The sequence below is a fragment of the Pseudomonas sp. 06C 126 genome, assembly GCF_001855215.1.
Lineage (GTDB): Bacteria > Pseudomonadota > Gammaproteobacteria > Pseudomonadales > Pseudomonadaceae > Aquipseudomonas > Aquipseudomonas proteolytica.
Map to the genome: position 1 here is coordinate 1 of NZ_MIFU01000024.1, position 22,786 is coordinate 22,786.

A 22,786-nucleotide genomic window follows, 5' to 3' on the forward strand; every position below is an offset into this window, starting at 1 on the left:
CGATAAACTGAAGCAACTTGCTGTCGAATCTCGCATAACTCATTGTTTACCAAGGAGTTTTCCGTTTCGACTGCGCCGGAAGTGGGGCGAATTATAGACTTCCTGATTCTGCGGTCAAGGACTAATTACACTTTTGTTGCAGATGGTGCTTTTTTAGCCATAAGACGGGGGATTCGACGCATCACAGGCGGGATCCGCAGGAGCAAGAGCAACGCGCCTATAGAAGCATAGATAGCCCACTCCTTCAGATCAGCCCGTACGATCCAAAGCATATGCAATAAACCAAGCCCCAGAATCACGTACACCAAGCGATGCAGCTTCTTCCAACGGCTACCCAACCGACGCTGGCTGTAGCGATTGGAGGTCACCGCCAACGCCAGCAAACACAGGAAACCCAACGCCCCCACAATAATGTAGGGCCGCTTGCGTAACTCCACGCCCAATTGCGACCAATCCAACCCCAGGATAAATACGCAGTAAGCCGCGAGGTGCAGCACCACATAGGCAAAACACCACAACCCCAGCTGTCGGCGCACAGCGATCCACCCAGCCCAACCGCTGAGCTTTTGCAGAGGCGTCATCCCCAGGGTGACCAGCAACAGGATCAGCGTCCCCAACCCCAGGCGATCAACCAGCACTTTGCCGGGATCAGGCCCCAAGACCAAACTCCAGGCCTCATACAACCAATACAACGGCCACACCGCCGCTGCTATAAAGACGCCAACGCGCCAGATTGGGTAACGCATCAATAGTTCTTCCGCAGATCAAGACCCGTATAAAGAGAGGCGACCTCTTCCGAGTAACCGTTGAACATCTGCGTCTCGCGCACATTCGGGCTGAATAAACCACTGGGCAGGCGTCGTTCTCGCGCCTGGGTCCAGCGCGGATGGTCGACCGTAGGATTCACATTCGCATAAAACCCATACTCATCCGCCGCAATGCTTTGCCAGGTAGTTTTCGGCTGCTCACTTACCAGGCTGATCCGCACAATAGACTTCACACTCTTGAAACCATACTTCCATGGCACCACCAAACGCAGCGGCGCACCGTTCTGGTTGGGCAACTCACGCCCATACATGCCCACTGCCAGGATCGCCAGAGGGTTCATCGCTTCATCCAAGCGCAACCCTTCTACATAAGGCCAGTCGATCAGGCCGAAGCTCGAACGCTGGCCCGGCATGCTCTTGGGGTCTTGGAGGGTTTCAAAGCGGATGTACTTGGCCTTGGAGGTCGGCTCAACCTGCTTCAGCAGGGCTGATATGGGGAACCCCATCCAGGGAATGACCATCGACCAAGCCTCGACACAGCGCAGACGATAGATCCGCTCCTCTAACTGGTACGGTTTCATGAAGTCTTCCAAGGCGTAACGCCCTGGTTTTGCAACCTCGCCATCAATTACGACACTCCACGGCTCGGTCTTGAGCGACCCGGCATTTGCGGCAGGGTCGCCCTTGTCGGTACCGAACTCATAGAAGTTGTTGTAGTGGGTCGCATCTTTGAACGGGGTGATGGCTTCGTCTTTTACCGTCACTGCCTGCCATTGCGTACCTGGAAGCTTTTCGGCGAACCAGCCAGGCGCCTTGCCGGGCTCGACATCAGCATAACGCGCAGTGTCAGCCGCACTCGCCCAACGCGGCAGGCTACTGGCCGCAATACCGGCAAGCGCGCCACCGAGCAAACTGCGACGGGAGAAATAGAGGGATTCTGGGGTGACATCCGATTCGTGGCAGTCGGACGCTTTGGGCAATTTGATTAACATGGCAACTCCGCAGCATTGGAGAACTGATGCACCAATAGACTGCGGAGTATGGGGGAAATTACATTAAGGCAATGTTTTGTCCCGGCGAAGATGCAACAGGTACTGAACCGGACCCGAAGCGGCATATACCAGGAACGCCAGCAGCAGAATCCGCGGCGGATCGCTGAAGACGACCGCGAAAACCAGCACCACCACCAGAATTGCCACGAAAGGCACCCGCCCCTTCAGGTCGAACTCCTTGAAGCTGTTGTACTTGATGTTGCTGACCATCAGCATGCCAGCCGCCGCGACCATCAAGGCTACCAGGAACGACATCTTCGACCCCTGGATACCATAGTCACTGAACGCCCAGACAATACCCGCCACCACACCTGCCGCAGCAGGGCTGGCCAGGCCAATGAAGTAGCGCTTGTCGGCAGTGCCTACCTGGGTATTGAAGCGCGCCAGACGCAACGCAGCTCCCGCCACATAGATGAAGGCAACCATCCAGCCAACCTTGCCCATATCCCCCAGCGCCCAGGCAAACGCCAACAACGCAGGTGCGACACCAAAGGCAACCATGTCCGACAGCGAGTCGTACTCGGCACCGAAGGCGCTTTGGGTATTGGTCATCCGCGCCACGCGCCCATCAAGGCCGTCGAGCACCATGGCCACGAAGATCGCGATGGCGGCAAAACCGAAATATTTGCTGGCACTCGCCGCATCACCTGCCGCCAATGCGCTCTGGGCACTCATGGAATTGATGATGGAGTAGAAACCGGCAAACAGGTTCGCCGTGGTGAACAGGTTGGGCAGAAGATAGATGCCACGATGCCGGACCTTGCGGCCTTCCGCGTCATGCCCTTCTTCGACATGCTCATCGATCGGTAGCAGGCTTTCGGCGTCAGAGGCCTGGCTTGGCTCTTCGGGACGTTCGCTCATGGACTTTACCTTGCAACGGTGTGAAAAAATTCGACAGACACTTGCGGCGAGTGTTCGCCCGCAAACGATGCAGCTTTATACCAGAACCAGCCCTCAAACGAAAAAACGCGGCCTAGGCCGCGTTTTCACTTGATACGTACGACTTAGTTCTTGGCTTTGTCGACGATCTTGTTGGCACCGATCCACGGCATCATGGAGCGCAGTTGCTCGCCGATGATTTCGATACCGTGAGCGGCGTTGTTACGACGCTTGGCGGTCATCGAAGGGTAGCCGGTTGCGCCTTCGCTGATGAACATTTTGGCGTACTCGCCGTCCTGAATACGTTTCAGGGCGTTGCGCATGGCCTGACGGGATTCGGCGTTGATCACTTCCGGGCCGGTCACGTACTCGCCGTATTCAGCGTTGTTGGAGATCGAGTAGTTCATGTTGGCGATACCGCCTTCGTACATGAGGTCAACGATCAGCTTCAGTTCGTGCAGGCACTCGAAGTAGGCCATTTCCGGCGCGTAGCCAGCTTCAACCAGGGTTTCGAAACCGGCTTTTACCAGCTCGACGGTACCACCGCACAGAACAGCCTGCTCGCCGAACAGGTCGGTTTCGGTCTCGTCCTTGAAGGTGGTTTCGATGATGCCGGTACGACCACCACCAACGCCAGCAGCGTAGGACAGTGCAACGTTCTTGGCGTTGCCCGAGGCGTCCTGGTAGATCGCGATCAGGTCAGGGATACCGCCGCCCTTGACGAACTCGGAACGCACGGTGTGGCCCGGTGCTTTCGGCGCGATCATGATCACGTCGAGGTCAGCGCGCGGTACAACCTGGTTGTAGTGGATCGCGAAGCCGTGGGAAAAGGCCAGGGTAGCGCCCTTCTTGATGTTCGGTTCGATTTCGTTCTTGTACAGCGCGGACTGGAACTCGTCCGGGGTCAGGATCATGACCAGGTCGGCAGCAGCAACAGCAGAAGCAACGTCAGTCACTTTCAGGCCATGAGCCTCGGCCTTGGCAACGGTCGCCGAGCCTTTGCGCAGGCCAACAGTCACGTCAACGCCGGAGTCTTTCAGGTTGCACGCTTGAGCGTGGCCCTGGGAGCCGTAGCCGATGATGGCGACTTTTTTGCCCTGGATGATCGACAGGTCACAATCTTTTTCGTAATAAACTTTCATGAGGTTCCTCTATATATCCAGGCCGTAAGGCCATTCACTAATTTGGGTTAGATGCTGAGTACTTTGTCGCCACGGGCAATCCCGGTGACACCACTGCGTACGGTTTCCAGAATCGAGGCCGTCCCGATCGACTGGATGAAGCTGTCCAGCTTGTCGCTTGTACCGGTCAGTTGCACGGTATAAACACTGGCGCTCACATCGACGATCTGCCCGCGATAAATATCGGTGGTGCGTTTGATCTCGGCACGTTGGGCACCCGTGGCCTTGACCTTGACCAGCATCAGCTCGCGCTCGATGTGGGCACTTTCCGACAGATCGACCAGCTTGACCACTTCGATCAGCTTGTTGAGGTTCTTGGTGATCTGCTCGATCACCTCATCGTGACCCACGGTAGTCAACGTCAGGCGCGACAGGGTCGGGTCTTCGGTCGGAGCCACGGTCAGGCTTTCGATGTTGTAGTTGCGTTGCGAAAACAGGCCGACCACACGAGACAGAGCGCCGGGTTCGTTCTCCAGAAGCAGGGAGATAATGTGCCGCATGATTAGGTTCGCTCCGTCTTGTTCAGCCACATGTCGCGCATAGAGCCGTCTTTGATCTGCATCGGGTAGACGTGCTCGCTGGTGTCGACCTGGATGTCGATGAACACCAGGCGATCCTTCATGGCGAACGCCTCTTCCATCTTCGGCTTCAGATCCTTCAAATCAGTGATGCGCATGCCGACATGGCCATAGGCTTCAACCAGCTTGACGAAATCAGGCAGCGATTCCATGTAGGAATGGGAGTGACGGCTGTTGTAGCTCATGTCCTGCCACTGGCGAACCATGCCCAGTACACCGTTGTTCAGGCAGACGATCTTCACCGGCAAGCCATACTGCAGGCAGGTCGACAGCTCCTGGATGTTCATCTGGATACTGCCCTCACCGGTCACGCACGCAACGTCGGTGTCGGGGAAGCTCAGCTTCACACCCATGGCCGCAGGGAAACCAAAGCCCATCGTGCCCAGGCCACCGGAGTTGATCCAGCGGTTAGGCTTGTCGAACTTGTAGTACTGCGCGGCGAACATCTGATGCTGGCCCACGTCGGAGGTCACAAAGGCGTCGCCCTTGGTCACTTCGCACAGGGTTTCGATCACGGTCTGTGGTTTGATGATGCTGCCGTCGCCCTTGTCGTAAGGGAACAGGCCGCGGTCACCACGCCATTCGTCGATCTGCTTCCACCAACTGGCAACGGACTCCTTGTTCGGCGTCTCGCCAATGTCCTTGAGCGCGGCGACCATTTCGGTCAATACGCTTTCCACTGGACCTACGATCGGCACGTCGGCCTTGATGGTCTTGGAGATGGACGCCGGGTCGATGTCGATGTGGATGATTTTGGCATTAGGGCAGAACTTGCTCGCGCCGTTGATCACCCGGTCATCGAACCGCGCACCCACGGCCAAAATCACGTCGGCATGGTGCATGGTCAGGTTGGCCGTGTAGCTGCCGTGCATGCCGAGCATGCCGACGAACTGACGATCCGAACCCGGGAAGGCACCGAGGCCCATCAAGGTGTTGGTCACTGGCAGGTTAAGCATCTTGGCCAGTTCGGTCAGCGGTGCGGAACCGCCGCCCAGGATCACGCCACCACCCGAGTACAGCACCGGACGCTTGGCCGCCAGGAGCATTTCTGCGGCCTTGCGGATCTGCCCCGAGTGCCCACGAACGGCCGGGCTGTAGGAACGCAGCTTGGCTTTCTTGGGGAAGACGTATTCGAATTTTTCCGCCGGGTTGGTCATGTCTTTCGGGATATCGACCACCACAGGCCCCGGGCGACCGGACTGTGCGAGGTAGAAGGCCTTTTTCATGACGTCCGGGATCTCCGACGGATGCTTGATCATGAAGCTGTGTTTCACGATCGGCCGGGAGATACCGATCATATCGGTTTCCTGGAATGCATCGGTACCAACCATGGTGCTAGGCACCTGGCCGGAAATGATCACCATCGGAATGGAGTCCATATAAGCAGTCGCGATGCCGGTAATGGCATTGGTTGCGCCTGGGCCGGACGTTACCAGCACCACGCCGGCTTTACCGGTGGCACGGGCGTAACCGTCAGCCATATGGGTCGCGGCCTGTTCGTGGCGAACCAGGATGTGGGTAACACCAGGTTCCTTGAACAGTGCGTCGTAGACATGCAGCAGAGCACCACCTGGGTACCCGTAGATATAGTCGACGCCTTCGTCACGCAAAAAGCGGACGAGCATCTCACCACCAGATAAAAGCTCCACGTTGTTCACCTCTAAAACGCCAGAATACCGTCCGTTGAAAACCGACGGGTCTTAATAGGTTTACTTCTCAACAGAGCATGAGCGACGGTGGTCGCCGACTACGTCAGCACTGACTGAGCAAGTATTGGGATCGTCCCAAGTGTTGCGGGCTTTTCCCACCCAGCGCGAGGTAACGCGTTGCGGGTGTAACAGGTCGGCGCGGATGTGCGCCTCATGATCTGCTGAGCGGGCCTGCTTCTGGCAGTCCCGATACAGCGGACTTTGGATTCTTCTGTTTCAGCCCCTTCAAGTCAAGCAATAATTGCGCTTTTTTCCAAGTAAGCGCATGAGAACGAAGAAGAAAGGGGTTTGAGGAGGGATAAAACTCGCCTGAATGTCGTCAAGCGGTAGAAATGTGCGCAAGACTGCCGGAAAACCCGGCAGTCAGGCAATTAACGAGCGTCGACGATCAGTTGGTCGAACTTTTTCAGCGCATTGCGCAAGCCGAGGCTCTCGCGCGGACGATCGGCGTAGACCATCTCGGCCATCTCCAGGATTCCCGACGCATTGGGCAGCGGCAAGTCCTGTTCCAGGATCTGTTTCATCCGGGCCAGGAAAATCCACTGCAACCACTGGTGAAAATCCAGGGTATCGACAGAAAACGGCTCGACGCTGCTCAGCGCCTCGACACTGGGAGACACATCATCCCACCAGCCCTGCACACGCAGTTCACGCTCAATCAACAACAACTGTTCGGCAATCGCCGGAAAACGCGAATCCATCAGAGGCTGACCTTGGCTTTTTGCCGGGCCTGGGCGGCGCCGGCAGCATCACCTTGCGCGGCACGTGCATCACCAATCAAGGCCCACAGGCTGGCCTGCAGATCAGGACGACCGTTGGCCATGGTCAAGCCACGACGGGCGAACTGTTCAGCTTGTGGCGCGTCACCCTGGGCCATGCGCACTTGCGCCAGACGGTAGAGCACCTGCGGCTCACGTGGTGCAACACGCTGGGCGCGCTCGAGGCTGGACGATGCGCCGTTCAAGTCGCCACCGGCCTGCTGTTGCTGCGCGGTGGTGAGCAAGGCCAGGACCGGGCCGTCCAACTGCTCGTCGGCAGACAAGCCGCCAGCATTGGCCGAAGGAATCCCGCTCGGTGTCGACGGCATGTTGTAGGAACCCTGGTTGATCGGCGCCGTATCAATCGGCGCGGAATTCGACGGCCCAGGTGTAATCGGGCCCGGCGTCCAAGGCGCGGAGCTGATCGGCGCTGACGTGGTGGCGCCTCCGCCAGGGACCATCACTACCACGCCAGAATCCTGCGGCACGGCCTGGGTCGTGGCAGGGTTGGGACGGGTGGTCACGGTCTGGCGAAAGCCGCCATTGGCCGAAATCCGATCATTGTTGGACACAGCCGTGCCGGAATCCACCACAGGGATGGAGCCGCGCTGCACGCTGGAGCAACCACTGAGCAAAGCTAACGTTGTAATAGCCGGAATCAACCACTTGTTCACTTGAAATCCTCTTTGCTTAATTCATCCAGCCCTTGACCCAATCCATCACCGAATCCGCGTCTGTGGGCACACCTGTGCCACACGGAGCGCCGGCTGGCGGTTCGCTGCCGCGAATATACGGCATCTGCACCGCGCCCGGACAGTTGGCATCGGAGCCCTGGCCGGTATGGGGGTCGATCCAGGCCTGAACGATATTGTCAGGTTGTGGCATGTTCAGTGGCAGCGGGTCGGCCTTGCGCATAAAGCTGGTCCAGACCTGCAACGCGCCGGTCGCGCCGGTAAAGGGTGTCTTGCCGTTGTCATCGCGCCCCAGCCATACCACCGCAAGCAGGTCCTGGCTGAAACCGGCGAACCAACTGTCACGGGAATCGTTACTGGTACCGGTTTTGCCAGCCAGCGTCAGGTTGCCCGGCAGTGAGCTATACACCGACCGCCCGGTACCTTCGCGCATGACGCGCTGCATGGCGTTCTGGATCAGGTAGATGGAGGCCGGATCAAAGCGCTGCTCGATCTGGAACGGGTAGCGCTTGAGCGGTTCGCCTTCCGCCGTGAGCACACTACGGATCCCGCGCATCGGCGTATTGAAACCACCGTTGGCGAGGGTCTGGTACATGGTTGCCACTTCCATCGGGCTCAAGCCCCCCGCGCCCAGCAACATCGACGGGAACGCCGGGAACTCGCGGCTGACGCCCAGCCGCGCCAGCGTCTTGAGCACATTCGGCACACCCAGTTCCAGGCCAAGCCGCGCCGTGGACAGGTTGTAGGAATGCGCCAGCCCCTGGTACAGGAATACGGTGCCGTGGGAGCGACGATCATAGTTCTGCGGCTTCCACACCTGGCCGTCGGCGCCCTTGACCGAAAACGCTTCGTCGGATAGCCAACTGGTCAGGGTGTATTTGCTCGGTTTTTCCAGCGCGGTGAGGTACACCGCCGGCTTGATCAGCGAGCCAATCGGCCGCACGGCATCCAGCGCCCGATTGAAACCGGCGAAGCTGGCCTGGCGGCTGCCGATCATGGCCTGGACCTCACCGGTTTCCGGATTGGTCACCACCATGGCGGCTTCGACTTCGTCCGAGCCTTTACGCCCGGCCAGGCGCTTGAAGGTATCGCTGACCGAGGCTTCGGCCTTCATCTGCAGAATCGGGTCGAAACTGGTAAAGATCCGCAGGCCTTCTTCGGTCAAGTCTTCGTCGCGATAGTCTTCGCGCAACTGGCGTTTGACCAGGTCGATAAAGCCGGGGAAGGAGCTGTCGGCCAACTTGCCACGGGTGGTGACACCCAGGGGCATCTTCTTCGCAGCAGCAACCTGTTCAGCGGTCGCAACGCCCTGCTGCTCCAGCACATCAAGCACCAGGTTGCGGCGCTCCAGGGCCCGTTCCGGGTTGCGGCGCGGGTTGTAATAGGACGGTCCCTTGACCATGCCCACCAGCAGCGCCACCTGGTGCAGCTTGAGCTCGGACAATGGCTGGCCGAAGAAGAACTGGCTGGCCAGGCCGAAACCGTGCACCGCGCGCTGACCATCCTGGCCGACGAACACCTCGTTGAGGTAGGCCTCCAGAATCTCCTGCTTGCTGTAATGCAACTCCAGCAGCATCGCCATCATGGCTTCGGTGAGTTTACGGGTCAGGCTGCGTTCGCTGGTCAGGTAGAAGTTCTTGACCAATTGTTGCGTCAGGGTACTGCCGCCCTGGGTCATCCGCCCACCCGAGGTGTTGACCCAGATGGCGCGGGCGATGGACTTGGGCGATACGCCCCAGTGGCTATAGAAATCCCGGTCTTCGACCGCAACCAGGGTTTCCAGCAGATACGGCGGCACCTGATCGATCTTGATCAGGATGCGATCTTCAAGGTTCTTCGGGTAAATCCCGCCGATCAACAATGGCTCAAGGCGCACCACCGGCAGCTTGCCGCCATTGAGTGCAGAAAGCTCAGCCACGTAGTCCCCGGAGAAGCGCACGCGCACCGGCTGCGCCTTTTCGAGGCCCTCGTAGAACTGGAAGCCGCGGGTGTTCAGATCCACGGTATTGCCGCTGACCGCCGCCGCCCCCGGACCATTGGCCACGGCTTCGCGCCGGTAGCCCAACGCATCGAGTTCGGTGAGGAAGTCGGCCTTGCTCAGCTTCTGGCCGGTAAACAGTTCCAGCGGGCGAGCGTAGACCTTCGCCGGGATGGTCCAGCGTTTGCCAGAGAACTTCTCCTGCACCACCGCATCGAGGTAGACCGCGATGCCGGCGATCACCACCAGGCCCACCAGGCCGAGCTTGAGCGCCCAGCCCAACCAGGGGCGCAGGCTGCGGGAAGGAGGTTTTTTACGGGAACGGGGAGATCGAGTACGAGTCATGGCGGCGGATTATACGCACTTTATTGATGATCAACATGAACCGGACGGCGGTTTGCATGACCGGCTTGAGCGGCCATAATGCGCTCCATTATTTTCCCAGACTCCGAAGGATCGCCCGTGAGCCAGCCCCTGATTGCCGCCCTGCAAAACCCGGCCCTGTTTCCTCATCCGGTCGAAACGTTTCAAGTCATCGAAACCCATATTTCCTGGGTCCTGCTCACCGGTCCCTTTGCCTATAAAATCAAGAAGCCGGTGAACTTCGGCTTCCTCGACTTCACCCAACTGGATGCCCGCGCCCACTTCTGCAACGAAGAGCTGCGCCTGAACCAACGCCTGACGCAAGATTTGTATCTTGAAGTGTTGCCGATCACCGGCAGCGTTGAAGCACCGCAACTGGGCGGCGAAGGCCCCGCCATCGAACATGTGCTGAAAATGCGCCAGTTCCCGCAAAGCCAACTGCTGAGTACCTTGCAGGCCAACGGCGAGCTGACCAGTGGCCACATTGATGAGATGGCTAGCCAGATTGCGCAATTTCACCTGAACGCGCCCAAGGTTCCCGAGGCACATCCGGCCGGCACCCCGAACGAAGTGATGGCGCCGGTGCGGCAAAACTTCGAGCAGATTCTTCCGTTCCTCAGCGACAAGGCCGACCTGGCCCAACTGGAAGCACTGCAAGCCTGGGCCGAGAGCAGCTTTGAACGCCTCAAGCCCCTGCTGGAGCAGCGCAAGCTCAATGGTTTTATCCGCGAGTGCCACGGTGATATCCACCTGGGCAACGCGACCATGATCGACGGGCACGTGGTGATCTTCGATTGCATCGAGTTCAACGAACCGTTCCGCTTTACCGACGTATGCGCCGACACCGGCTTCCTGGCCATGGATCTGGAAGACCGTGGTCTCAAGTCCCTGGCCCGGCGTTTTATCAGCCAATACCTGGAGCTGACCGGCGACTACCAGAGCCTGGAGCTGCTGAACTTCTACAAAGCCTACCGCGCGCTGGTCCGCGCCAAGGTCGCGCTGTTCAGCATGCCGTCCGAGGCAACTCCGGTCGAACGTGCAACCACCCTGCGTCAATACCGCAACTACGCCAACCTGGCCGAAAGCTACAGCACCATCCCCTCGCGCTTCCTGGCAATTACCCATGGCGTGTCGGCGACCGGCAAGAGCCATGTGGCGATGCGCCTGGTGGACGCGCTGGGCGCCATTCGCCTGCGCTCGGATGTCGAGCGTAAACGCCTGTTCGGCGAGCAGCAGGTGGAGAACACCCCGCAAGCCGGGATCTATGCCTCGGACGCCAGTGCCGCGACCTACGCCCGCCTGAATACCCTCGCCGAAACCGTGCTGCGCGCAGGCTTCCCGGTGGTCCTGGACGCAACCTACCTCAAACGCGAGCAACGAGACGCTGCCGCCAAAGTCGCAGAAGCCACCGGCGCGCCATTCCTGATCCTGGATTGCAATGCACCGCAAGCGGTTATCGCTAGCTGGCTGGCAAAACGTCAGGCAGATAAAAACGATCCGTCCGACGCCACCCTGGCGGTCATTGAACAGCAGCAAGCCAGCCGTGATGCCCTGGGCGCCGAAGAGCTGCTGCTGAGCAAGCGGGTCGAAACCAATGAGAGCGGGACGCTGGACGCGCTGGTTGCCCATGTTCGCCAGCACCTGCCAGGGTTGTAAGAAATATTTCCTGGCCGTGATGCCGTTAACAGCTCACGGCCGGAAATAGTGGCACTATAATGGCATTATAAGTCCAACAGGAGATGCCGCCATGGGCCAGCCGAAGCTGCTTGATACCCCGCTCTACGCGCTGCTGCATAAAGATGACATCCGTGGCTTCAATCAGGAGCGCCCCAAGGATGGCGTCATAGATATGCGCGGCGGCGACTTCCGTGGGCTCGACCTGCGTCACCTGGACGCCGAGGGCGTGGATTTTACCGACGCCTATTTCCGTTCTGCCGACCTACGTGGCCTGGACTTGCGCGACTGCGCGCTGGAAGGCGCGAGCTTGGCCCATGCGCAGATCTCGGGCACTTACTTCCCCCCAGAACTGAGCGCTGACGAGATCCTCATGTCGGTCAATTTCGGCACTCGCCTGCGTTACCGCACCCGCTGACCATACACCTTGATACCCAGCTGCTCGCAATGCGGGCTGGGGGCCAGCACCTGCCACCGTCAAAATTCCAGCGTCAGCCTTAGAAGCGTTTACGTCGTTTCTGAGCAAACAACTACGCTTTTCCTACTGAGCGCTACACTCCTTTCAGGCTTGCCTGGTCACGATACCCACCGAACCATTCGGCCGTCGCAAGGAGGCTTGATGAATGATGAGCTGCAACACCTGAAAAACCTTGGCAAGACCTCGGCGCAATGGCTGCATGCGGTGGGCATTCATAGCGCTTCGGACCTGCGTCGCCTGGGCGCGGTAGACGCCTACCGGGCGGTACGTACCCGCGGCTTCCGGGCTTCAAAGGTCCTGCTGTATGCCATCGAGGGCGCATTGATGGACGTGCATTGGAACGATATTCCTACCGAGCGCAAGGAAGCCTTGAATCGCCAATTGGAAGCGTTGTCGGCACGCAATAAGAACTGAGAAGAGCCAAAGCCCAGTGTTTGCGGGGATTCCAAACAAGCGTTTGAGGAAAACCTTCCAGGGTGCAAAAACAAATGTTGACTCTCAAATGAGAATCGTTATGATTATCACAACTGGTCGCGAGATCAGCCGATAACTGAAAGACCATTGGTTCGGACTCTCAGATTATCTCCTCATCAGGCTAATCACGGTTATTTGACCCGGCTCTTGCCGGGTCTTTTTTTGCCTGCGTTTTATGGCCCAGGCACATGAGTGCATTCCTTGGGGGAGCTGGCAAGCCGGCTCCTACCGTTTTTAGCGGGCGATGATCAGTGGATGGCCTAGTTCAGGATGGGGCTGCACTAGCACATCCAGGCCAAACACTGCCTTGAGCAACTCAGGACGCAACACTTGCGTCGGCGTATCCAGGGCATGGGGGCGGCCATTCTCCAGCAGCAGGATGCGGTCGCAGTAGCGCGCCGCCAGGTTCAAGTCGTGGAGGATCACCAGCACGGCGGCACCACGGTCGGCGAAGCTGCGGATGGCCTGCAAGGTGGTGTGCTGGTGCAAGGGGTCAAGCATCGAGGTCGGCTCATCGAGCAATAACGTCTGCCCCGCCTCGCCCGGCCATAATTGCGCCAGCACCCGCGCCAGGTGCACGCGCTGGCGCTCACCGCCGGACAGGGCCAGGTAGCTACGCCCACTCAAATGGCCTACATCGGCAGCGCGTAAGGCCGCTTCGATGATTTCATCGTCGCGTACCCGCCCGCTTTGGTGGGGCAAGCGCCCCATGCCCACCACTTCCTCGACGCGAAATGCAAAATCCAGGGTCGACACCTGGGGCAGCACCGCCAGCCGCTGTGCCCGTTGCGCGCCCTGCCAATCCTTGAGCTCGCGTTCGTCCAGCCAGACTCGCCCTTCATCCGGATGCAATTGCGCGCACAACGCGCCCAGCAAGGTACTTTTACCCGCTCCATTGGGGCCCAACACACCCAATACTTCACCCGGCCGAAGGTCAAGGGTCACATCGGCCAGTACGGTTTTGCGACCGCGGCGGATCTGCAGGTTTTCCACTCGCAGCATCAGGCGCGTCCTCGCAACAGCAGGTAGAGAAAAAACGGAGCACCGATAAAGGCGGTAACAATGCCGATGGGCAACTCAGCCGGTGCCAGCGCCAGGCGGGCCACCAGATCGGCGAACAGCAACAGACTCGCACCCGCCAGTACCGAGGCCGGCAGGAGCACGCGATGATCCGGCCCCGCCAATAGCCGCACCAGGTGCGGCACCACCAGCCCGACAAAACCGATCAGCCCTGCAGCAGCGACCGCTGCGCCCACCCCAAGGGCCGTGCAAAACACCAGTTCGCGCTTGAGCCCCTCGACATTGATCCCCAGATGGCTGGCCTCCGATTCGCCCAGGAGCAAGGCATTGAGCGCCTTGGCCCGGCGCGGCAGCCATAGCGCCACGCCCGCACTTACCAGCAGCAACGGCCACAACCGCGAGTAGCTGGCGCCATTGAGGCTGCCCAGGTTCCAGAACGTCAGGGTGCGCAAAGTGGCGTCATCCGCCAGGTAGGTGAACAGGCCCACCGCCGAAGCCGCCAGGGCGGTCAAGGCGATGCCGGCCAAGAGCATGGTTGCAACATTGGTCTGGCCGTCGCGACGCCCCAGGCGATACACCAGTGCAGTCACACCCAAACCACCAAGAAATGCACACAGCGACAGCAGATACGGCCCCACCGCGTCCGGCAGGCCACCGAAAGCCGCGCCGCCGACGATGGCCACCGCGGCCCCCAGCGCAGCCCCACTGGACACCCCGACCAGCCCCGGGTCGGCCAACGGGTTACGGAACAACCCCTGCATGGCCACCCCCGACAGCGCCAGCACCCCGCCAACCGCCAGCCCCAGCAACGTGCGCGGCAGGCGGATCTGGCCAAGAATCAGTTCAGCCTGCTCCAGGCCCTGGGCCTCGATGGGCACGCCCAGCAAGCGCAGGGCGGCGCGCAATGTGTCGAGCAACGGCAGGCTGACCGGCCCCAGGGCCAGGGACAGCCAGATCGCCAATACACACAACAGGCTCAAGCCGATAAACAGCGCACGCGGTTTAACCAGAGTGGTCATGGGGCGGCTTGGGCTTTAGCGGGGTAGAACCCGGCGGACAAAGCTTGCAGGCTAGCCGGCAATCGCGGGCCCAGGCCACCGACCAGCAGCGTGGGGTCCAACTCAAACACCCGGCCTGACTGGGCCGCCGAGGTTTTCGCCAGAATCGGGTTATCTTTGAACAAGGCCGCGCGGGCTGCCTCGCCACTCAGGGCGCGGTCGGAGAACACCAGAACTTCTGGGCTCAACCCCGCCAGCGACTCAACCGAAAACGGCTTATAGCCGCTGTGCGTCGCCAGGTTGCGCCCACCCGCTTGTTGCAACACCCAATCGGCGGCCGTGTCCGTGCCAGCGATCAGCGGCTTGCCACCAGCATGCCCGAGCACCAGCAGCACGCCGGGGGCCTTTTGCCGGGCTTGCGCCTGGGTCACGGCCGTTTTTTGCAGGTTCAGTTGCTGTTGATAAGTACTGAACAGTGCCGCGGCCTTGTCTTCGGCACCCAACAACTTGCCCAGGTGTTGCAGGTTGCCTTGCAGGGTCGGCAGGTCCGGTTGCGCAGAGAACAGTTCCACTTGCACCCCCGCGTTACGAATCTGCGCCAGCACCGGTGGTGGCCCCATTTCCTCGGTGCCCACCAGGATCTGCGGGCGCAGGCTCAGGATCCCTTCGGCGGAGAGCTGGCGCTGGTAACCGATACTCGGCAGCGCCTTGAGCGACTGCGGATGCTGGCTGGTAGTATCGACACCCACCAGCTTCGACTCCCCGCCAAGGGCCGCCACCCACTCCGACAACGCACCGCCGGCGCTGACCCAGCGTTGAGGCAGCTCAGCGGCTTGCGCCACGTGGTTGACCAGCAGTCCAACAACAAGCGCAATAGCGCTGGTACTCAGGCGCATAAAAGGGTTTCCTTCCAAGGGTGGGGTCAGTCATATGACCGCCTGGCATCGTACTGAGCACGCAGTCAGCCAACGGGCGAAGCCGGCATTTGATAATTGTTTGCATTTGCACGTCAAGCACCGGGCTCGCCCGCAAACCCCGGATCACTCTACAGCCCTTGAGCCGCGCCACCTGAGAACACTTATGAAGTTTCTGTGCCCCTCCCACGAACTGGCCCCTGGCAGCAGTCGCGGCTTCGATCTCGATGGCCGCAAGCTGTTTGCCGTACGCCGCGAAGGCCGCGTGTATTTCTATATCAACCGTTGCCCTCATCGCGGCGTACCGCTGGAGTGGCAACCTGACCGTTTTCTCGACCCCAGCGCGAGCATGATCCAATGTGCCACCCATGGCGCGTTGTTTCTGATCGAAAACGGCGAATGCGTCGCCGGCCCCTGCGCGGGCCAGAGCCTGACGCCCCTGCCCGGCCGCGAAGACGCACAGGGGTTATGGGTGCAACTCTAATCGTTGAGCAACACCAACAATGGGCGATCGATGCAGATTTGCTGGGCACTCACCTGCACGCCGTAAGCCAGGACTTCCACCCCGGCAGCCTTGGCCTCGCGCAGCGCAACGGCGTACCCCGCATCTATTTCCACAGCGGGCCTTACGCCATCGATGCCGGACAGATTCACGCAATACAACTGCACGGCTCGTACACCGCTTCGGGCCAGGTGCGCCAACTCCCGCAAGTGCTTGGCGCCACGCTGAGTCACCGCATCGGGAAACGCCGCGATAGACGTGCCGTCAAAGCCCAGGGTGACACTTTTGACTTCGACATAGGCTGCGCCGCCAGGGTAGTCCAGGCGAAAGTCGATACGGCTCTTCTCCTGGCCGTAGGGCACTTCACGCTTTAACGCGGTAAAGCCGTTGAGCTCCGTGATCACCCCGGCATTCAGCGCTTCTTCAACCAACGGGTTGGCCCGCGCGGTGTTGACGCACGCCAGGCGGCCCTGAGGGGTTTGCGCAATCTCCCAAGTGCCCGGCAGTTTGCGCTTGGGATCGTTGGAGCGACTGAACCAGACCGGGCCGCCCTCAACCATGCAGTTGAACATCGAGCCGGTGTTCGGGCAGTGGATGGTAAGCAGTTCGCCAGTAGCGGTTTCGATATCGGCCAGAAAACGCTTGTAACGGCGAATCAGCCGGCCTTCTTCGAGAGGAGGATTAAAAAGCATCAGCCTTGCCAACTCCGCAAGCCACGGGCAATCCGCTCCACGGCTTCCTGGAGACGGTCGAGGTTTTGCGTGTAGGCAAAACGCACATGATGACCCGCCTGGAAGCGACCGAAATCCAACCCCGGCGTGAATGCCACATGCTCGGTTTCAAGAAAGTGCCGGCAAAATGCGAAAGCATCACCGCCAAAGGCGCTGATATCGGCATACAGGTAAAACGCGCCCTCGGGCTCGACCGCAATACCGAAACCCAGCTCACGCAAGGCCGGCAACAAAAAGTCACGCCGGCGCCCGAACTCGGCCCGGCGCTCTTCGAGAATCGCCAGGGTTTGCGGGGTAAAACAGGCCAATGCCGCATGCTGGGCCATGCTGGGTGCACTGATGTACAGGTTCTGCGCCAGCTTCTCCAGTTCGCCCACGGCTGCGGGCGGTGCCACCAGCCAACCCAGGCGCCAACCGGTCATGCCGAAATACTTTGAAAAACTGTTTAGGACAAACGCCTCGTCATCCACTTCCAGCACGCTGGCCGCATCAGTGCCATAGGTCAGGCCATGATAGATCTCATCCACCACCAGATGGCCATTGCGCGCTTTGATCGCACTGGACAGGCCGGCCAGCTCATCGCGGGTCAGGATGGTTCCGGTCGGGTTGGCCGGCGAGGCGACCAAGGCCCCCACACTGTCCTGGTCCCAATAGCGCTCCACCAGGTCGGCGGTCAGTTGGTAGCGCACCTCGGGACCGACCGGCACCAATTGCGCCGCGCCTTCCACCAGGCGCAGGAAGTGCCGGTTGCAGGGGTAGCCGGGATCAGCCAGCAGCCAATGCTTGCCGGGATCCACCAATAGGCTGCTGGCCAGGAGCAAGGCCCCGGAGCCGCCCGGGGTGATCAGGATGCGCTCGGGGTCGATATTCAAGCCGTAGCGCTGCTGGTAGAAACCACTGATGGCCTCGCGCAACTCCGGCAGGCCACGGGCGGCGGTGTAGCGGGTCTTGCCATTGGCCAGCGCGGCCTGGCCGGCCTGGATGATCGGCTCGGCGGTGGTGAAGTCCGGCTCGCCGATTTCCAGGTGAATCACATCATGGCCCGCAGCTTGCAACTCATTGGCCCGCGCCAGCAACGCCATGACATGAAACGGTTCGATAGCACGACTGCGAGCACTGTAGGGCTGAGCCATTAGCTTTCCTTAACAATGAGGACAAAATCGGGATTCTACCGAACCCGTGAGGTAAAACATGTTCTATTGCCTGCCCGACCGGGATGATGAGCCGGGCAAGCGCCTGCAAAAAGACTAAAATCATCATTCGAGACGGTGGATGCCCTTCCATGGCGGGTCGCAACAGTTTGCAACCCCCGCGTGACGGGCCCAGACAACCGGGAGTGGCGCACCCCGAATCTATCTGGTAAGTTCGCCCGCTTGCAGCCGCAGGGCCGGCAGGTGTCGGTGATGTTGCAATCCTGCGCAATGGATTAGAAGAGTGAGAGGCGGTCTATTCATGTCCACCCAAGCAAAGCAACAGAGCATCAGCGGCTTCGAACCCTACATCGAGACGAAGGGCGAGGAGTACATGGGCGAGCCCATGCGCAAGCACTTCACCAAGATCCTGCAGAAATGGAAGCAGGACTTGATGCAGGAGGTCGACCGTACGGTTGACCATATGAAGGACGAAGCAGCCAACTTCCCTGACCCGGCCGACCGTGCCAGCCAGGAAGAAGAGTTCAGCCTTGAACTGCGCGCCCGTGATCGCGAGCGCAAGCTGATCAAGAAGATCGACAAGACGCTGCAACTGATCGAAGACGAAGAGTACGGCTGGTGCGAATCCTGCGGCGTCGAGATCGGCATTCGTCGCCTGGAAGCCCGTCCTACTGCTGACATGTGCGTAGACTGCAAGACCTTGGCCGAAATCAAGGAAAAACAGGTCGGCAAGTAATCCCTGCCGGGCTGAACGAATGGGGCGTGCAAGCGCCCCATTTTTGTTTCTGGAGTTTGGCGGTTTTCCAGTAATATCCAGGCCATGACAGCCTCTCCTTATATCGGGCGCTTCGCCCCCACGCCCAGCGGCCATTTGCACTTTGGCTCCCTGGTTGCAGCCCTCGCCTCCTACCTCGACGCCCGCGCCAATCACGGCCGCTGGCTGATGCGCATGGAAGACCTCGACCCACCCCGTGAAGAACCCGGCGCCCAGGCGGCGATCCTGCATGCCCTGGAAAGCTACGGTTTTGAATGGGACGGCGAACTGGTCCGCCAAAGCGAGCGGCATGACGCCTACGCCAAAGTACTGAACGATATGTTCAACCATGGCCTGGCCTACGCCTGCACCTGCTCACGCAAGCAACTGGAAGCGTATAACGGCATTTACCCCGGCCTGTGCCGCAATGCCGGTCACGACCAGCAGGATGCCGCCATTCGTCTACGTGTTCCCGAGCTGGAATACCACTTCACCGACCGTGTTCAAGGCCAGTTCCGACAACACCTGGGGCGCGATGTCGGCGATTTCATCATCCGCCGCCGCGACGGCCTGTACGCCTATCAACTGGCCGTGGTGCTCGACGATGCCTGGCAAGGCGTCACCGATATCGTGCGCGGCGCCGACCTGCTGGACTCCACACCGCGCCAGTTGTACCTGCAGGAGCTGCTGGGCCTGCGCCAGCCGCGCTACCTGCATGTGCCCCTGATCACCCAGCCGGACGGTAACAAGCTGGGCAAATCCTACCGCTCCCCGCCGTTGACGCCCGACCAGGCCACGCCGTTGCTACTGAGGGCGTTGCGCGCGCTCGGCCAACAACCGGGGGATGAACTGCACCATGCCAGCCCACGAGAATTGCTGGATTGGGGCATTGCGCACTGGGATGCCACCCGGATCCCGCGCACACTCACATTGGCCGAGGCGCAATTACACTGAAGGCGCTTGCAGCCTGCCAGCCATCCGTTAACATCGCCGCAGTTTTTCAATCAGAGGCCAACATGTACATCTATCGCTTGGTCCTGCTGTTGGTCGTCGGGATCTACCTGTTTTCTCCCGCCATCATGGACTGGTGGATCGACGCCACGGGCGCCTGGTATCGCCCCTATCTGCTGTGGCTGATCCTGATCGTCGTGACCTTTATCCTGCAGAGCCAAAAAGATGCCGATGAGCTTTAGCCTGACCCAGATGCTGCTGATCAGCGCCGCCTACCTGGCGGCGCTGTTCGGGGTGGCCTGGATCAGTGAGCGTGGAATGATCCCGCGGGCGATCATTCGCCACCCGCTGACCTACACCTTGTCGCTGGGCGTGTATGCCAGCGCCTGGGCGTTCTATGGCACGGTGGGCCTGGCCTACCAGTACGGTTATGGGTTTCTTTCCAGCTACCTCGGGGTATCCGGGGCCTTCCTGCTGGCGCCGGTATTGCTGTACCCGATCCTGAAGATCACCCGCACCTACCAGTTGTCGTCGTTGGCCGACCTGTTTGCGTTCCGCTTTCGCAGCACCTGGGCCGGCGCGCTGACCACCATTTTCATGCTGATCGGCGTACTACCGCTGCTGGCCCTGCAAATCCAGGCCGTGGCTGACTCCATCAGCATCCTCACCCATGAACCGGTGCAACATCGGGTGGCCCTGAGCTTTTGTGCGCTGATTACCCTGTTCACGATTTTTTTTGGCTCGCGGCATATCGCCACCCGGGAAAAACACGAAGGCTTGGTGTTTGCGATTGCCTTCGAGTCGGTGATCAAGCTGATCGCCATCGGTGGCGTGGGTCTGTACGCGCTGTACGGGGTGTTCGACGGCCCGCAACAACTCGAGCTGTGGCTGCTGCAAAACCAGACCGCCCTCGCCGCCCTGCACACCCCCCTGCAAGAAGGCCCATGGCGCACGCTGTTGCTGGTGTTCTTTGCCTCCGCCATCGTCATGCCGCACATGTACCACATGACCTTTACCGAGAACCTCAACCCGCGCTCGCTGGTCAGCGCCAGTTGGGGCTTGCCGCTGTTCCTGCTGCTGATGAGCCTGGCAGTACCGCTGATCCTCTGGGCCGGCCTGAAACTGGGGGCCACCACCAACCCGGAATATTTCACCCTCGGTATCGGCATCGCGGCCAACAGTAAGTCCCTGGCATTGCTGGCCTACGTCGGCGGCTTATCGGCGGCCAGTGGCTTGATCATTGTCACCACCCTGGCGCTGTCGGGCATGGCCCTCAATCACCTGGTGCTGCCGCTGTACCAGCCGCCTGCCGAAGGCAACATCTACCGCTGGCTGAAATGGACACGCCGCGCGCTGATCGTAGCCATCATCATGGCCGGCTATGGCTTCTACCTGCTGATGGCGGCCGAGCAGGACCTGGCCAACCTCGGAATCGTGGCCTTCGTCGCCACCTTGCAGTTCTTGCCGGGGGTTCTGTCGGTGCTGTACTGGCCGACCGCCAATCGACGCGGGTTCATCGCCGGGCTGCTGGCGGGGATCCTGGTGTGGCTGGTGACTATGCTGCTGCCGCTGGTCGGTAATCTGCAGGGCTTCTATATCCCGCTGCTGAACATGATCTACGTGCTGGATGACACCAGTTGGCACATGGCTGCCATCGCCTCGCTGGCGGCCAACGTGCTGATGTTCACCCTGATTTCCCTGTTCACCAACGCCAGCCCCGAAGAAACCAGCGCTGCCGAAGCCTGCGCAGTGGATAACGTGCGCCGCCCGCAACGCCGTGAACTGCATGCGGCATCGCCCCAGGAGTTCGCCACCCAACTGGCCAAGCCCCTGGGCGCCAAGGCCGCACAAAAGGAAGTGGAGCAGGCACTGCGCGATCTGTACCTGCCCTTCGATGAGCGCCGCCCTTATGCCCTGCGCCGCCTGCGCGACCGCATCGAGGCCAACCTGTCGGGGTTGATGGGTCCCAGCGTGTCCCAGGACATGGTGGAGACTTTCCTGCCCTACAAGGCCGGCGGCGAAAACTATGTCACCGAAGATATCCACTTCATCGAGAGCCGGCTGGAGGACTACCACTCGCGCCTCACCGGCCTTGCCGCCGAACTCGACGCCCTGCGCCGCTACCACCGCCAGACCCTGCAGGAACTGCCCATGGGCGTCTGCTCCCTGGCCAAGGACCAGGAAATCCTGATGTGGAACAAGGCCATGGAAGAGCTGACCGGCATCGCCGCCCAACGCGTGGTGGGCTCGCGCCTGACCACCATCGCCGATCCGTGGAAGGAACTGCTGCAGGGCTTTATCAACCTGCCGGACGAACACTTGCACAAACAGCATCTGGCCCTCGACGGCCAGACGCGCTGGCTGAACCTGCACAAAGCGGCGATCGACGAGCCCCTGGCCCCCGGTAACAGTGGCCTGGTATTGCTGGTCGAAGACCTGACCGAAACCCAAATGCTCGAAGACAAACTGGTGCACTCCGAGCGCCTGGCCAGTATCGGGCGCCTGGCGGCCGGGGTGGCCCACGAGATTGGCAATCCGATCACCGGTATCGCGTGCCTGGCGCAGAACCTGCGCGAAGAGCGCGAAGAGGACGACGAAATCACCGAAATCAGCGGGCAGATCTTCGAACAGACCAAACGCGTCTCGCGCATCGTGCAATCGCTGATGAGCTTTGCCCATGCCGGCGGCCACCAGAATCACGATGAAGCCGTGTGCCTGGCCGAAGTCGCCCAGGATGCCATTGGGCTGCTGGCCTTGAACCGGCGCAATTTCGAAGTACAGTTCTATAACTTGTGCGATCCGGAACACTGGGTGATCGGCGACTCACAACGCCTGGCCCAGGTGCTGATCAACCTGCTGTCCAATGCCCGCGACGCGACACCCGCCGGCAGTGCGGTAAGGGTCAAGAGCGAGGCTTTCGAGCACACGGTCGACTTGATCGTGGAGGACGAAGGCAGCGGTATTCCACAGAACATCATGGACCGATTGTTCGAACCCTTCTTCACCACCAAGGACCCTGGTGAAGGTACCGGTCTGGGCCTTGCACTGGTCTATTCCATCGTTGAAGAGCATTATGGACAAATCACCATCGACAGCCCGGCTGACACCGAAAGCCAACGCGGCACCCGTATTCGGGTGACCTTGCCGCGTCATGTCGAAGCGACGTCCGCTGTGAACTGAGA

22 protein-coding genes are annotated in these 22,786 nt (G+C 60.3%); 8 read left to right on the plus strand and 14 right to left on the minus strand.

The window, feature by feature from the left end; genetic code table 11:
- Positions 1–125 precede the first annotated feature (125 nt).
- The 9 genes from msrQ to mrcB all read right to left on the minus strand — a co-directional run bounded on the left by msrQ (position 126) and on the right by mrcB (position 9,939).
- Positions 126–746 carry a protein-methionine-sulfoxide reductase heme-binding subunit MsrQ gene (msrQ, locus tag BHC62_RS04715; RefSeq protein ID WP_070994364.1) on the minus strand — a complete coding sequence of 207 codons (621 nt, stop codon included), beginning with the start codon at positions 744–746 and terminating at the stop codon, positions 126–128.
- A complete protein-coding gene (gene msrP, locus BHC62_RS04720) occupies positions 746–1,759 on the minus strand; it encodes a protein-methionine-sulfoxide reductase catalytic subunit MsrP (RefSeq protein ID WP_070994365.1) in 1,014 nt (337 codons plus the stop codon). The genes msrQ and msrP overlap by 1 nt, the downstream gene beginning before the upstream one ends.
- Before the next feature lie 63 nt (positions 1,760–1,822).
- The gene (pssA, locus tag BHC62_RS04725) at positions 1,823–2,680 is read right to left on the minus strand and encodes a CDP-diacylglycerol--serine O-phosphatidyltransferase (protein ID WP_070994366.1); all 858 of its coding nucleotides are present in this window, start codon (positions 2,678–2,680) and stop codon (positions 1,823–1,825) included.
- Between the two features lie 143 nt (positions 2,681–2,823).
- Positions 2,824–3,840, minus strand: a complete 1,017-nt coding sequence (gene ilvC / locus BHC62_RS04730; protein ID WP_007948647.1) for a ketol-acid reductoisomerase — start codon at positions 3,838–3,840, stop codon at positions 2,824–2,826.
- A 47-nt stretch (positions 3,841–3,887) separates the two neighbouring features.
- Positions 3,888–4,379, minus strand: a complete 492-nt coding sequence (ilvN, locus tag BHC62_RS04735) for an acetolactate synthase small subunit (protein ID WP_003176102.1) — start codon at positions 4,377–4,379, stop codon at positions 3,888–3,890.
- A 2-nt stretch (positions 4,380–4,381) separates the two neighbouring features.
- Positions 4,382–6,106 carry an acetolactate synthase 3 large subunit gene (locus tag BHC62_RS04740; protein ID WP_029298914.1) on the minus strand — a complete coding sequence of 575 codons (1,725 nt, stop codon included), beginning with the start codon at positions 6,104–6,106 and terminating at the stop codon, positions 4,382–4,384.
- A gap of 431 nt (positions 6,107–6,537) precedes the next feature.
- A complete protein-coding gene (locus BHC62_RS04745; RefSeq protein ID WP_029298916.1) occupies positions 6,538–6,867 on the minus strand; it encodes a YqcC family protein in 330 nt (109 codons plus the stop codon).
- Positions 6,867–7,598, minus strand: a complete 732-nt coding sequence (locus tag BHC62_RS04750) for a tetratricopeptide repeat protein (protein WP_029298918.1) — start codon at positions 7,596–7,598, stop codon at positions 6,867–6,869. Before BHC62_RS04750 ends, BHC62_RS04745 begins: the two co-directional genes overlap by 1 nt.
- Before the next feature lie 16 nt (positions 7,599–7,614).
- Complete coding sequence (gene mrcB / locus BHC62_RS04755) at positions 7,615–9,939, minus strand: penicillin-binding protein 1B (RefSeq protein WP_029298920.1); 2,325 nt, start codon at positions 9,937–9,939, stop codon at positions 7,615–7,617.
- A gap of 117 nt (positions 9,940–10,056) precedes the next feature.
- Between mrcB and BHC62_RS04760 the strand changes: the two genes are divergently transcribed.
- The 3 genes from BHC62_RS04760 to BHC62_RS04770 all read left to right on the plus strand — a co-directional run bounded on the left by BHC62_RS04760 (position 10,057) and on the right by BHC62_RS04770 (position 12,523).
- Positions 10,057–11,613, plus strand: a complete 1,557-nt coding sequence (locus tag BHC62_RS04760; protein ID WP_029298922.1) for a bifunctional aminoglycoside phosphotransferase/ATP-binding protein — start codon at positions 10,057–10,059, stop codon at positions 11,611–11,613.
- 91 nt (positions 11,614–11,704) lie between these two features.
- A complete protein-coding gene (locus BHC62_RS04765; protein WP_070994367.1) occupies positions 11,705–12,049 on the plus strand; it encodes a pentapeptide repeat-containing protein in 345 nt (114 codons plus the stop codon).
- A gap of 201 nt (positions 12,050–12,250) precedes the next feature.
- Positions 12,251–12,523 (plus strand): TfoX/Sxy family protein, encoded by a 273-nt coding sequence (locus BHC62_RS04770; protein WP_029298926.1) that lies wholly within the window; start codon positions 12,251–12,253, stop codon positions 12,521–12,523.
- A gap of 294 nt (positions 12,524–12,817) precedes the next feature.
- Here BHC62_RS04770 and BHC62_RS04775 read toward each other — a convergent pair whose 3' ends face one another.
- From BHC62_RS04775 to BHC62_RS04785, 3 genes are read right to left on the minus strand one after another with little or no spacing between them, the layout of a single operon-like run.
- On the minus strand, positions 12,818–13,585 hold the full coding sequence (locus tag BHC62_RS04775; RefSeq protein WP_029298928.1) for a heme ABC transporter ATP-binding protein: 768 nt from the start codon (positions 13,583–13,585) through the stop codon (positions 12,818–12,820).
- A complete protein-coding gene (locus BHC62_RS04780; RefSeq protein WP_032862939.1) occupies positions 13,585–14,622 on the minus strand; it encodes an iron ABC transporter permease in 1,038 nt (345 codons plus the stop codon). Before BHC62_RS04780 ends, BHC62_RS04775 begins: the two co-directional genes overlap by 1 nt.
- Complete coding sequence (locus tag BHC62_RS04785) at positions 14,619–15,497, minus strand: hemin ABC transporter substrate-binding protein (protein WP_070994368.1); 879 nt, start codon at positions 15,495–15,497, stop codon at positions 14,619–14,621. The genes BHC62_RS04780 and BHC62_RS04785 overlap by 4 nt, the downstream gene beginning before the upstream one ends.
- A 184-nt stretch (positions 15,498–15,681) precedes the next feature.
- On the opposite strand from BHC62_RS04785, the gene BHC62_RS04790 reads away from it, so the two are divergent.
- Positions 15,682–15,999 (plus strand): Rieske (2Fe-2S) protein, encoded by a 318-nt coding sequence (locus BHC62_RS04790; protein ID WP_029298934.1) that lies wholly within the window; start codon positions 15,682–15,684, stop codon positions 15,997–15,999.
- Here BHC62_RS04790 and sfsA read toward each other — a convergent pair.
- Positions 15,996–16,709 carry a DNA/RNA nuclease SfsA gene (gene sfsA, locus BHC62_RS04795; RefSeq protein ID WP_029298936.1) on the minus strand — a complete coding sequence of 238 codons (714 nt, stop codon included), beginning with the start codon at positions 16,707–16,709 and terminating at the stop codon, positions 15,996–15,998. The genes BHC62_RS04790 and sfsA overlap by 4 nt on opposite strands.
- The gene (locus BHC62_RS04800; RefSeq protein ID WP_029298938.1) at positions 16,709–17,881 is read right to left on the minus strand and encodes a pyridoxal phosphate-dependent aminotransferase; all 1,173 of its coding nucleotides are present in this window, start codon (positions 17,879–17,881) and stop codon (positions 16,709–16,711) included. Before BHC62_RS04800 ends, sfsA begins: the two co-directional genes overlap by 1 nt.
- 319 nt (positions 17,882–18,200) lie before the next feature.
- On the opposite strand from BHC62_RS04800, the gene dksA reads away from it, so the two are divergent.
- The 4 genes from dksA (at position 18,201) to BHC62_RS04815 (ending at position 22,784) form a co-directional block, all read left to right on the plus strand.
- Entirely contained in the window at positions 18,201–18,635 is a 435-nt protein-coding gene (gene dksA / locus BHC62_RS04805; protein WP_029298940.1) for an RNA polymerase-binding protein DksA, read from the plus strand.
- Between the two features lie 84 nt (positions 18,636–18,719).
- The gene (gluQRS, locus tag BHC62_RS04810; protein ID WP_029298942.1) at positions 18,720–19,607 is read left to right on the plus strand and encodes a tRNA glutamyl-Q(34) synthetase GluQRS; all 888 of its coding nucleotides are present in this window, start codon (positions 18,720–18,722) and stop codon (positions 19,605–19,607) included.
- A 62-nt stretch (positions 19,608–19,669) separates the two neighbouring features.
- Positions 19,670–19,846, plus strand: coding sequence for a hypothetical protein (locus tag BHC62_RS27955; RefSeq protein ID WP_003176118.1), 177 nt, complete (start codon positions 19,670–19,672; stop codon positions 19,844–19,846).
- The gene (locus BHC62_RS04815; protein WP_176770965.1) at positions 19,830–22,784 is read left to right on the plus strand and encodes a sensor histidine kinase; all 2,955 of its coding nucleotides are present in this window, start codon (positions 19,830–19,832) and stop codon (positions 22,782–22,784) included. Before BHC62_RS27955 ends, BHC62_RS04815 begins: the two co-directional genes overlap by 17 nt.
- Positions 22,785–22,786: the final 2 nt, after the last annotated feature.